This is a genomic window from Pseudomonas sp. Ga0074129 (assembly GCA_001465025.1).
Classification (GTDB): Bacteria; Pseudomonadota; Gammaproteobacteria; order Pseudomonadales; family Pseudomonadaceae; genus Aquipseudomonas.
This window is the reverse complement of sequence record LNDO01000007.1, coordinates 1-11,683: the sequence shown is the minus strand read 5'-3', so window position 1 is coordinate 11,683 and position 11,683 is coordinate 1. Positions and strand designations below refer to the sequence as shown.

At 58.1% G+C, this 11,683-nt stretch carries 13 protein-coding genes and 1 pseudogene; 5 read left to right on the top strand and 9 right to left on the bottom strand.

What is annotated here, in order from left to right; genetic code table 11:
• Positions 1-102: 102 nt before the first annotated feature.
• A pseudogene (locus AUK77_RS00450) lies at positions 103-1,269 on the top strand (OprD family porin); the annotation flags it as partial.
• Between the two features lie 177 nt (positions 1,270-1,446).
• Here the strand turns inward: AUK77_RS00450 and AUK77_RS00445 are convergent.
• The 6 genes from AUK77_RS00445 to AUK77_RS00420 all read right to left on the bottom strand — a co-directional run bounded on the left by AUK77_RS00445 (position 1,447) and on the right by AUK77_RS00420 (position 6,342).
• Entirely contained in the window at positions 1,447-1,890 is a 444-nt protein-coding gene (locus AUK77_RS00445; protein ID WP_279533316.1) for a DUF411 domain-containing protein, read from the bottom strand.
• Positions 1,880-2,722 (bottom strand): cytochrome c, encoded by an 843-nt coding sequence (locus AUK77_RS00440; RefSeq protein WP_004374646.1) that lies wholly within the window; start codon positions 2,720-2,722, stop codon positions 1,880-1,882. The genes AUK77_RS00445 and AUK77_RS00440 overlap by 11 nt, the downstream gene beginning before the upstream one ends.
• Before the next feature lie 9 nt (positions 2,723-2,731).
• Entirely contained in the window at positions 2,732-3,823 is a 1,092-nt protein-coding gene (locus AUK77_RS00435) for a copper resistance protein B (RefSeq protein WP_296125159.1), read from the bottom strand.
• Positions 3,813-4,124 (bottom strand): hypothetical protein, encoded by a 312-nt coding sequence (locus AUK77_RS00430; RefSeq protein WP_004374653.1) that lies wholly within the window; start codon positions 4,122-4,124, stop codon positions 3,813-3,815. The genes AUK77_RS00435 and AUK77_RS00430 overlap by 11 nt, the downstream gene beginning before the upstream one ends.
• Before the next feature lie 12 nt (positions 4,125-4,136).
• Positions 4,137-5,942: a copper resistance system multicopper oxidase gene (locus AUK77_RS00425; RefSeq protein ID WP_296125158.1), complete on the bottom strand. Its 1,806-nt coding sequence runs from the start codon at positions 5,940-5,942 to the stop codon at positions 4,137-4,139.
• A 193-nt stretch (positions 5,943-6,135) separates the two neighbouring features.
• Positions 6,136-6,342: a co-regulatory protein PtrA N-terminal domain-containing protein gene (locus AUK77_RS00420; RefSeq protein WP_296125156.1), complete on the bottom strand. Its 207-nt coding sequence runs from the start codon at positions 6,340-6,342 to the stop codon at positions 6,136-6,138.
• A gap of 283 nt (positions 6,343-6,625) precedes the next feature.
• Here AUK77_RS00420 and AUK77_RS00415 point away from each other — a divergent pair, with 283 nt between their 5' ends.
• The 4 genes from AUK77_RS00415 to AUK77_RS00400 are packed head-to-tail and all read left to right on the top strand — an operon-like array spanning position 6,626 to position 8,923.
• Entirely contained in the window at positions 6,626-6,886 is a 261-nt protein-coding gene (locus AUK77_RS00415) for a membrane protein (RefSeq protein ID WP_003460126.1), read from the top strand.
• Between the two features lie 44 nt (positions 6,887-6,930).
• Entirely contained in the window at positions 6,931-7,767 is an 837-nt protein-coding gene (locus AUK77_RS00410; RefSeq protein WP_004374664.1) for a DUF692 domain-containing protein, read from the top strand.
• A complete protein-coding gene (locus AUK77_RS00405; RefSeq protein ID WP_296125154.1) occupies positions 7,764-8,558 on the top strand; it encodes a DNA-binding domain-containing protein in 795 nt (264 codons plus the stop codon). The genes AUK77_RS00410 and AUK77_RS00405 overlap by 4 nt, the downstream gene beginning before the upstream one ends.
• A gap of 50 nt (positions 8,559-8,608) precedes the next feature.
• Entirely contained in the window at positions 8,609-8,923 is a 315-nt protein-coding gene (locus AUK77_RS00400) for a hypothetical protein (RefSeq protein WP_017675723.1), read from the top strand.
• Positions 8,924-8,942: 19 nt separating this feature from the next.
• Here the strand turns inward: AUK77_RS00400 and AUK77_RS00395 are convergent, their stop codons facing one another.
• The 3 genes from AUK77_RS00395 to AUK77_RS00385 all read right to left on the bottom strand — a co-directional run.
• Positions 8,943-9,143 (bottom strand): heavy-metal-associated domain-containing protein, encoded by a 201-nt coding sequence (locus AUK77_RS00395; protein ID WP_280066449.1) that lies wholly within the window; start codon positions 9,141-9,143, stop codon positions 8,943-8,945.
• 97 nt (positions 9,144-9,240) lie between these two features.
• The gene (locus AUK77_RS00390) at positions 9,241-10,668 is read right to left on the bottom strand and encodes a UvrD-helicase domain-containing protein (RefSeq protein WP_296125152.1); all 1,428 of its coding nucleotides are present in this window, start codon (positions 10,666-10,668) and stop codon (positions 9,241-9,243) included.
• Positions 10,658-11,683: AAA family ATPase (locus AUK77_RS00385; protein ID WP_296125150.1), on the bottom strand; the 1,026-nt coding region annotated here is incomplete at its 5' end. The genes AUK77_RS00385 and AUK77_RS00390, both read right to left, overlap by 11 nt.

Here is an 11,683-nt window from a genome sequence, read left to right as displayed (position 1 = left end):
CCTGCTCAAAAATTGAGCAGAAGCAGTTGAACACCTGGGTCAGTTTTCAGTCGGCAGAACAGCCTCTACTGGGTCAGTTTTCGGTCAGCAGCAACACGCAAAGGCCAGTCCAGCAGCTCGGGTAATGGCTATTCGGAAGAGTGGGCGCATGGCGTGATAGGCCGATTCGAGTCTGGCTTCACCGAGGGCACCATAGGCTTCGGTGTCGATGCCTTTGCCATGCTAGGACTTAAACTTGACACTGGCGACGGCCGTTCAGGAGCCGGCGGCACAGTCGATGTGCTGCCTTACAACAGCCTCGGGCAGGCTGAGGACAACTACTCCAAATTGGGGGGCGCGGTGAAAACTCGGTTCATGGATACCGAGATCAAGGTAGGCGACGTCTTTCCTGTCAGCCCTGTCGTCCAATACGGTGATGCGCGGCTTTTACCGGAGAGTTTCCGAGGTATCACCGTGCTCAACAGCAGCGTGGAAGGACTGTCGCTTCAAGGCGGTCGCCTCCACTCGATGAGCCAACCCAATACCAGCAGCATGCGCGACGGCTTCGCTACCTTCTACGCGGGCGAAGTGGACTCGCCATGGATCGCCTATTTCGGTGGTGATTACACGCTTAATGACAACGTCGGCTTTAGTCTCTACACCAGCCGCCTCAAGGATGCCTGGAATCAATATTACGCGGGCACCACGCTGAGCTACCCGCTTGCGGACGATGTCGCCTTGATCGGCGGGCTGAACTACTACAAGGCGGTCGATGAAGGGAGGCAGCTCCTCGGGAGCTTCGATAACAACATCTGGAGCGGCAAGGTCGGCATCCAATTCGGCGCTCATACAGTGCTGGTGGGTCTCCAGCGCAACAATGGCGATGATGACTTCGACTACTTGCGCCAATCGGACTCCATCTACCTCGACAATTCCATCCAGTACAGCGACTTCAACTCGCCGAAGGAGAAGTCATGGCAAGTGCGCTATGACCTGGATATGGAGCCTTTCGGTGTGCCTGGATTGAGCTTCATGACTCGATATGCCCAGGGCTGGGATGCCGACTACAGCAACGCCAACGAAGTCTATATGCGCCGTGATGACAACGGCGATCCGTTGACCAACCAGAAGCGCTGGGAGCGGGACATCGAGGCCAAGTACGTTGTGCAGTCTGGGTCGTTGAAGGACATGTCCTTTCGCATTCGACAAGCCACGACTCGCGCCACCGACTTCGAGTCGGATTTGGATGAGTTCCGCCTGATTGTCGAGTACCCGCTGGAAGTTCTCTAACCCTGGCAAGCGAGCGGGTTGATTGCCCGCTCGCTCCTTGGTCCTGCTGTCCCCTCGTAGTGCTCCTTTGGTTTGGAGACAGCCCTTGGCGCCCTAGGGCGCCTTTTTTACTTAGGTTAAAGGACGTATGAAAATGAGTCGGCCACTACACACAAGCGGCCGTGCTGGCAGGCAGTACTACTGGGCGGGATATTCTGCAACGACCTGATCAGAACCCGTCTTGGTCAAGCCAATGACCTGGTAGGCATGCTGTACGCCATCGACTTCCATGCCGGGGGAGCCCGCCGGCATCCCGGGAACAGCGATGCCCAGCAGATCATCGCGCTTGGTGAGTTCGATGACCTGAGCCGCCGGCACATGACCTTCGACGAACTTGCCGTCAATCACCGCGGTGTGGCAAGACGCTAACCGCGGCGCAACGCCCAGACTTTGCTTCACTGCCGTCATGTTGCTTTCGACATGGTCGACGACTTTGAAGCCATTCGCTTCGAGGTGTGAGATCCACTTCTTGCAACATCCGCAATTAGCATCACGATGGACATCAATCGGCAGGGCATCAGCTGCTTGAACCGCAGACGTGACGGAGAGAGCGGCCAGTAAGGCCAGATATTTAGCTTTCATGTACGTGCTCTTTGCCATCGGCGTGGGTGTGGGGCTTGGGCGAGGCGTTCGGAGCCTGCTCGGCGTGATGATCACCTCCGTTGGACGACGCCTCATCCCCAGCATGGTGGTCATCGCCACTCATATCCGAATGGTGACCTGCCTTAGGTGCGGAGCCACCCTCGCTATCCGTAGCCGCGGCATCGTGATGACCAGGCTCTCCAGCATCACCTGATCCATGATGGTCATCGCCACCGCCACTATTGTCATGATGGCCAGGCTTGTTGTCGCCGTGCTGTCCTTCATGGTTATGCATCTGCGTTTCCCCACCACCGTGCTGATGGCCGCCACTGGATGCGACGAGTGTTTGGTATTGCTTGGCATCCATCGCCGGCAGTTGGTTGAGGAAGGCAACCATGCCCCAGATGTACTCGTCTCCCATGCTCTTGCCCCACGCAGGCATACCCGTTGCCTTGATGCCATGCTTGATCACCCAGAACGCTGCTGACGGATTGCCATCGACACCGATCTTGGCGAGGTTGGGGGGCGCAGGATAAAGCGATTGGCTTAGCTCGGTCTCCGCCACACCTGGCGCCAAATGACAGCCGATACACATGGAGTTGTAGTTGCCCGCACCGGCGCGAATAAGAGCTTGATCATCCAGGTTGGGAACCTCGATGTCCCGCGAACGGACTTCGATAGAGCGGTCACGGGCCATCGTGAGAAACGCATGCACTGCAGGAAAATGGGGATCGTCGGCCCCCACGTTGACCACGCCAAAGTAGGCGCCGGCCAGGACAGCTGTGCTACCGACCACGCCGGCCGCCACCAAAGTTTTAATTGTTCTTTTCATGTCAGGTTCTCAAAACCACATCCGGATACCGGCGACAAAACGCGCCTCGTCTACATCACCGCCCTCGTCGCGCACCATGTCTGCCGTGTTGCCATAGGAGCGGCTCCAGGAAACCCCGATATAGGGGGCAAACTGCCTGACAATCTCGTAACGCAGACGCAAGCCGAGCTCGGTATTTGCCAACCCAGACCCCACACCTCGCTCAGGATCGTTCTTGCCGTAGAAGTTCATTTCGGCAGTTGGCTGGAGAATCAGCCGGTTGGTCAGCAGAATGTCGTACTCGCCCTCCAGTCGGGCAGCAGTTTGGCCATTCTCGCCGACGAAGGCCGTGGCTTCGGCCTCAAAGGCGTAAAGCGCCATGCCCTGGATACCGAAGGCGGCCCAAGTCTGCGGCGACTCCGGTTTGAAGTCCTGGCGAACGCCCGCGACGACATCCCACCAAGGGCCGATCGAGCGGCCGTACAGCAGCTGTAATTCAGCATCCTCGGTCACGCCGTTGGTACGCTCGCCTTCGGAGCGGAACCAGACCCGGTTGATATCACCGCCTACCCAGCCCGACGCATCCCAGGCCAGGGTGCTGCCCTCATCTGCGTCCTGGTATTCGAGCTGATCGAGCAGGAAAAAACTGTTGATGGCGCTGTCGTGAACCTTGTGGCCAGGTAATGGCGGGAAAGCCGCTTGGCGATCAGCATCCGTCAGAACGGGAATCGGCGTACGGCTGGTGGTTCTCGGGGCTTCAGCGGAGCCATGGTTCATCTTTGAATGATCCATGCCCTCCATCTGTCCTTGCATGGCGCCATGCCCCATCTTGCTGTGATCCATAGCCTGGGCCTTCTCTTGGCTCTGGCCGTGGCCCATCTGGCTATGATCCATGCTGCCCGAAGCACCCTGCATGGCACCATGGTCCATCTTGCTGTGATCCATGCCCTCCATCGGCGCTTTGGTAGCGCTGTGGCTCATCTGGCTATGGTCCATCGACATGGTGCCGTGCCCCATTGCCGAATGATCCATTTCTTCCGCAGCCAAAGTAACGCCGCCGCTGAACGCACTCAGCGACACAGCCAGCGCCAAGAGAGATGGACGTGAAAACCTAGTGGTCATGGTTCGAACCTGCTTCGGCTTCGGTGCCGCCATGCTTATCCATCATGTTTTCGTGATTCATGCCGTCATGCTTCATGTCTCCGTGATCCATGGCGCCATGATCCATCTGCTGGCCAGCGGCCTTGTCTTTCGATTGATCTGCAGGCTTGTCACTGGCGTCGGGCGCAGCCGACTCGGCAGCATGTTGTTCGTGCTCGCTGTGCCCCTCACCTGCCAATGACGTCGGCGCGTGCAGAACAGCCAAAAGACTGAACATCGCTGCGCTGCCAAACAGGGCATTACGCTTCATAAAAGTACTCATCAGAAATCTCCTTTACTCATCCACACGGACTTCACGGAACATGCCCATTTCCATGTGGAGCAACAGGTGGCAGTGATAGGCCCAACGTCCCAACGCATCGGCGGTCACCCGATAGCTGCGCTTGGAACCTGGCGGCATGTCGATGGTGTGTTTACGCACCAGGAAATTGCCGTTCGCATCCTCCAGATCACTCCACATGCCATGAAGATGGATCGGGTGAGTCATCATGGTGTCGTTGACCAGCGTGATGCGAACACGCTCGCCGTACTTGAGGCGCAGAGGCTCGGCGTCAGAGAACTTGATTCCATCGAAGGACCAGGAGAATTTCTCCATATGCCCGGTGAGGTGCAGCTCGATGGTGCGACTTGGCTCACGCCCGTCCGGATCAGGGAAGGTGCTGCGCAGGTCAGAGTAAGTCAGGACGCGCCGGCCGTTATCACGCAGGCCGATACCTGGGTCGTCCAGCTTGTGCGTCGGCGTCATGGTCTGCATGTCGACCAAAGGATTGTTGGTCTCTGAGGCCGGGTGTGCCTGCATGTTGCCAGCCATGCCAGCCATGCCCGAATGATCCATTCCAGCCATCTGGCTGTGATCCATGCCGGCCATGCCACCCTGCATGCTCCCATGATCCATGCCCGCCATACTGCCGTGGTCCATTCCGGCCATGTTCCCGTGATCCATACCGCCCATGCTGCCGTGATCCATACCCATGTCGCCCATGGCAATCAGCGGACGCGGGTCGGGGCTGGGTACTGGTGCACTCAACCCCTCCTGTACAGCAAGGGTGCCGCGCGCATAGCCAGTGCGGTCCATGGATTGGGCAAACACGGTATAGGCCTGTTCGCTGTCTGGTTCGATGATCACGTCGTAGGTCTCGGCCACGGCGATACGGAACTCGTCGACGCTGACCGGTTTGACGTGCAGACCATCGGCCGCAACCACAGTCATCTTCAGGCCCGGGATGCGCACATCGAAATAGGTCATCGCCGAGGCGTTGATGAAGCGCAGGCGGATCTTTTCGCCTGGTTTGAATATGCCGGTCCAGTTGCCATTGGGTGCCTGGCCATTCATCAGGTAGGTGTAGGTGTAGCCACTGACGTCAGCGAGATCCGTCGGGCTCATCTTCATCTCGGCCCACATCTTGCGATCGGCTACGGCGGCGGACCAACCCATCTCGCTTACGTCATCGATGAAGTCACCAACGGTGCGTTTGTGCTGGTTGTAGTAGTCCGACTGTTTCTTGAGCTTGGCCAGTACCCGCGTTGGATTTTCATCCGTCCAGTCGCTCAGCAACACGACGTAATCACGGTCGTAACTGAAGGGCTCGGGCTCCTTGGCATCGATGACCAGCGCGCCGTATACGCCGACCTGCTCCTGCAGCCCCGAGTGACTGTGATACCAGTAGGTACCGTTCTGGTTGACCTTGAACTTGTACTCATACATGCCGTCAGGGGCGATGCCATGGAAGCTCAGGCCAGGAACACCATCCATGTTCGCCGGCAGGATGATGCCGTGCCAATGGATGGAGGTGTCCTCCTTGAGGCGGTTGCGCACGCGCAATGTGACGGTATCGCCTTCGCGCCAACGAAGAATCGGCCCAGGGAGCGAGCCGTTGATGGTCATGGCCGTGCGCGCTGCGCCGGTGATGTTCACCGGGGTTTCACCGATGAATAGGTCGAATTCGTTACCAGTCAGTACGTTGGGCTGGCCGGGGCTGTTCACCGCCCAGACCGGCGTGCGCCACAGGCCAAGTCCGCCGATAATACCGGTGGCTGCCAGGCCTTTGACGAAGGTGCGCCTTGTGGTTTTGCTTTGCATGCCGTTTTGTCCAATCCGTCAAATGAGCCGGTGATGGTGTGCCCGGTCTCGGGTTCATGGCTGCTTCAATGTCGGGGATTTACCCCTCAACTTTCCACGTCGGTGCATTACACAAGCCTTACCGACGATGAGCAGTATGAAACTGCCATATCCCAACCATCCGGGTGATTACATTTCTGTAAGGTAGATGACTTCAGCAGTTGGTGTGCTCTGCTTGCTCGGTTGGACTGCTGGCTACAGGAACCTCAACTTTCTGCTGCTGGGCCAACTGATAGGCTTCCAGCGAGACCTGGCGGGCTTGTTCCATGCGTGCAAACGTGCGATCAGCACCGCCTTCGGCCATCGCCAGGCTGGAAACACTCAGGGCAGCAACTACAAACAGGGTTTTGATCGATTTCATTTCGTTAATCCTCAGAAGTTTAGAAGCCCCTGTAACTAGTGGGGACGAGCGTTAAGCTCGCTGCTACGTTAACCACGACGCCCTGTCAGCAACCTGATCCGAACATTACAGTTCTGTCAGTTTGCTATTTCTTTCTTGTAGGCCCTCCTGAAGGCTCGGTACTGTCTTCCTGCCCGCGCAGCCTTGCGGATTCCATGGGCCTGATCGGTAGCAATGCCTGAGCTAACTCGTTCATTCGCACCGACGGATCGCGACCATCAAACAATCAAGAGAGATAGCCACTATGTCGAACAAATCCAACGTAGCTACCGGTGCCGCCTTGGCTCTGGTGGCCGCCAGCCTGTTCTCCACCCTGCCCGTCCAGGCTGCTCAGGAAACCAAAGCAGCAGAAGTGAAGTGCTTCGGGATCAATGGTTGCAAAGGGCAGAACGACTGCATGACCGCGAAAAACGACTGCAAAGGCCAAGGCGAATGCAAAGGCCAAGGGTTCAAGTTGATGACCCAGACCAAATGTGACGAAGCCGGTGGCAAAACCAGCGAATAAGGCGGTTCAGGGGAGTGCATGCCACTCCCCTGCTGGAGTCTCGAATGAGTAAGCGCAAAACTCTGGGTTTCGGTCTTGGCCTTCGTAACGAGTATTACCGGCAGATCCTGGAGGAACGGCCTGCGGTCGACTGGTTCGAGATCATTTCCGAGAATTACCTGGTGGAGGGCGGCAAGGCTCTCTACTTCCTTGATGCGATCGGCGAGCACTACCCCCTGGTGATGCACGGAGTATCTCTTTCGATTGGCGGCTCACATGCCTTGGACATAGACTACCTACGACAGCTCAAGCAGCTGGCGGATCGGGTGCAGCCTCAGTGGGTGTCTGATCACCTGTGCTGGAGTCGAGGCAACGCCCATCAACTTCACGATCTGCTACCGCTGCCGTTTACCCAGGAGAGCCTGCTGCATGTCGCGGCCCGGGTGCGCTTGGTGCAGGATGTTTTGGAACGTCCCATCGTGCTGGAGAACGTTTCCTCCTACGTGCAGTGGACAACATCCAGCATGAGCGAGTCTCAGTTCCTCTCGGAGCTCAGTTACCTGACCGGGTGCGAGCTGCTTCTCGACGTGAACAACGTCTACGTCAGTTCGCGCAACCAGGGTTTCGACCCTTGGCAGTTCATCATGGAATTGCCGCACGAGCGGATTCGGCAAATTCACCTGGCCGGGCACAGCGATTACGGGCAGTACCTCATCGACACCCATGACCAGCCCATCGCTGATCCGGTTTGGTCTCTCTACAGCAAGACTTTGAGCTACTTGGGCCCGACATCGACCTTGATCGAGCGGGATGACCAGTTTCCGCCGCTGGAAGAGCTGTTGTCCGAATTAGCACATGCCCGTGCTATCGCCAAATCTGTGATATCGGGGGCCACCCCTTGAGCCTGATCGCCCTACAGACTGCATTTGAAACTTACCTGACAGGTGACAGTGCCCTGCCCTCCAACGAGCTTTTGGAGCAGATCCGAGGTAGCACAGCGCTGAGTGCTCTCGAAGGCCTGCAGATCTACCACAACGCTTACCGTTCGCGCCTGCTTGCGGTCTTGCGAGAAGACTTCCCTGCCCTGCTTCACTGGATCGGCAACGAATCATTCGAGCAGCTCGCACTGGCCTACTTGGCCGCCTGGCCACCACGACATTTCAGCATTCGCTGGCTGGGCGAGAAGCTGCCCGAGTTCATTAGCAGCTACGTCGAAGAACCCCAACTATCGCCGATGCGCGAACTCGCGGAACTGGAATGGGCCTTTACACTGGCCTTCGACGCTCAGGATGTCGAAGCGCTTTCGCTGGAGACCATGAGTGATTTTTCGGCTGAAGACTGGATTTCACTCAGGGTTTCCCTGACTGCATCTGCCCGGTGGTTGCAGCTGCAGTACAACACGCTGGAGTTGTGGAAAGCCGCCAAGTCCGGCAGCTTGCTGCCTGATATTACCCGCCTGCCAACGAACCTAGCCTGTCTTGTTTGGCGTCATGAACTCGTCTGCCAGTACCGGAGCCTGGAGCCAGCGGAGGCTTCGGCATTGCAGTTTCTCATCGAGGGCGGATCGTTCGCTGAACTCTGCGAGTCGTTGAGCGCCACGCATGGCGAGCAACCTCCCTTGCAAGCCGCGACCTGGTTGAAGTTGTGGGTCAACGACGGTTTGCTAAAGCGCGGCCAGCTATTACACGAATGACCCGGAACCTTTAGGCTAGCGCTCTCTCTTTGGCCACTCCGAGCGCTTCTATGACTCACCGCATCATGCATTTCAAACAGCAAGCCTTGCTTGACCCGGAGACCTATCAGGCAATGCTGGCCGACGGCGTTGGTCACTGGGAGCGGCTTGCAGGAGAAGTCGTCGGCATAGAAGACGAAAAAAGCCACGAGTTCGCTGCATTGAAAAGCCTGTTCAAGCGCAAGCGGTACTCCTATGACACGCTGGAAATGCGCGAGCCAGGCGATCACTCAAACTGGCTTCGCGGCCGAGATGGTTCAGAAGGTATGACCAACGAGGTCACCAGTATCCCAGGGCTAAAAGAGCTCTCAGAACTGGAGATTTAGTCGGTCGGCAGGCCAGCGCTCAAGCGCTGACCTGGGCCGCATAACCAAGCTCCTGGATCAGCTCGCGGATCGATTCGGCACTTTCTGTGCTCTCAACGGTGACCTTGCCGGCCGCTCGATCCACTTCTACTCGTGCATCCTGATCCAGAGCTTGAATGGCCTTCGTGATTTTGCTCACGCAACTGCCACAGCCCATCCCCGCAACACTCAGACTAAACATGTCTTTCACCTCATTTCGTCCGCGGCTCAAGTTACCGCACGGACAGCATCGACCTTGACACGATGGCAAGGTCAAGCCCGTAAGCGCTACAAAAGGATCAGCCGTTTACCACGGGCGTAAGGATGGGGGTTGGTGAACACACCACGACATGCCTTGCGCCCCTCGTCAGTGCGACGTATAGATTCTGGGGGGTCATAAGCTCAGGATGCAGGACAACCGAGACATCCGCCTCCAGCCCCTTGAGAAGTAATGTGCTGCCTACAGAGCGTCTTGCGATCGGTCGGGCAAGGTGTCTATTGCGCTCTCGCGCTTGAATGGCTGCACTCAGAAAGTCGGCAGCACCTCCCACCACCGCTTGCATTGCAGACCGGCAGCAGTACAGAACCTCCGGTCGGTATACACGTGCCCCGTGCTGCTCAGCGAGCGTATCGATCACACGGAGCGCTTGCCCCAATGTTGGCGCTGCTACGAAATCGATCGCCGCAGCCTCGGCCGCGGTCGGAGGCGTTCGGGCCCTTCCTGCACGCAGCGACTCCACGCGCGTTCGCAGGTTTGCTGCACCTACCCCCGTCATTACGCTGGAAGCAAACTCCACAAGTTGTGCCAGAGCATTGGCACCCTGCAAGTCAAAGTTCCTGGCGAAGTTGACGAGATCTCTCAGGTCGACGGCTTCTACGGCCATGGCACCGGGTGTCTGGCTCGTGAGCTGATGGCGACCTTGCACGTTGATGGAGTCCCCGATGATGAGGACGCTGCCCCGAGCGTTGGGTGGCTCGGTTCTAGCGGCCACCAGCCGCTGCTGGACTTCTGTCCCGGCGTTGAGCTGCACCCAGCGCACTTCTGCCGGAGCCGTGCGCAGATCCACCGGCTGACCAGCTTGAAGTTGTTGCCTTATGGCGAGCAGCCACTGCCCGAGGTTCTCAGCTCCAGCCAGCCGCCAGCGCCACGGTATCCTCAACTCTCCCGCTGCGGGAAACAGGGGTTGCACCTCATTCGCCCAATGCACCAGTCGATTGCCACGGAAGCTGAATATGGCTTGCATCGGGTCACCGAGCACGCAGGTCGGAAGCACCTGGGCCAAACCAGACACGATGGCGTGCTGGACGACGTTGCAGTCTTGGTACTCGTCGACAAGCAACCGTGCATAGGTGGCGCGAAGGGGCTGAGCGAGGTGACCGGCCTGCAACAACTGCATGGCGGCCTCCCGAATTGCCGGGTAGTCAGTATTGGGTTGATGCAGCTGTAGGATCTGCGGGTTATGGCCGCTTCGCGCTGGGAACTTAGCGATCAGGCGCATCGAGAATCCGTCAATGGTGGAGACTCGATATGCGGAGTTAGGAACACCGGCTCGTCTCAGGCGCGCCCGTAAGGCCGCAACGCCGGCGTTCGTATGTGTCAAGACGAGGATGGGTTTGCTCTGCGTATGCGCGATGAGCGTCTCGGCAATCAATTGCGTTTTTCCACAACCTGCGGGGGCCGTTATGGAGCCACGCTCGATAGCGAAAAGATCAATCTCAGGGGGCACTTGTAAACGTCCAGAGCTGATTCGTGACTGCCATGAAGCCCGGTTCGGCGTTCTGTAAAGACGGACCGACGATGTCCCTTGCAACCTCCTGATAGGTTGTCAGCGACTTGAACCAGCCGCTGTTGCGGATACGGGATGCGGTTCCCAGCAGCTCTCGTCTCTCAGGTGAGTACCCATCCACGAGTCGCTCGGCTCGGATATCGTTCAGCGTCACGCGGCCTTGGGACTTCGTCTGAATGTGTGCGTTCATCAGCTCTGCACCCACTATTGTTTCGGCTTTCGCCAGAAGTGCATCGAGTGCTTGCTCACTGAGATGGCGGAAGATCTCGTCCTCCAACGTGAGGCCTGGTCGCCATGTAAGAATTTGCCCGCCGGCGGCCAAGAATGCTTCAGCGAGCCCCGCGGTCGAAGGCTTGTCGGCATCTACAAAAACCATCACGCGGTAACCCAAGTTCAGAAGTGCTGTTCCCCGGATAAGACTGTTATCGGGGCTTCCCCCGCCGGCGTCCACATACGCGCCGCCATGGGCCAGGAATGAGGTAGCGCCAAGACTGACCCACCATTGGTCAAGGCCACGCGCGAAGCCAACCTCGCTGGCCCCCTCGCAAACGATGATGGATTTGGCGAGGAATGCTTCGGGGTCCTTCCGAAGGGTACTTTGTACCTCGTTGGCTTCCCCAGCTGGCATAACACTGTGGCGCTGAGGTGCTGACCGAACAACGAATAACTGGCTGCCGGACAGCTCGCGCAGCGCGACCGGCGAGTGCGTCGTCATGAACACTTGCAACGGAGCGGCAGCGTCCTTTGCACCCAGCGAGTCAAGGAATCGCATGAGCCGATGAGGTTCAAGCCCGTATTCCACCTCATCAACCAGGGCAATTGGCGCGGCGCTGGCCGCAGCCCTTTGAAGCCCTGCCACTAGCAAGCGTGACGAGCCCGTGCCAAGGGAGCGCAGCGGAATACCTGTTTCACTGTGCAGCGCGATCGCCCCCTCGCCAATCGACACAGAATGTGC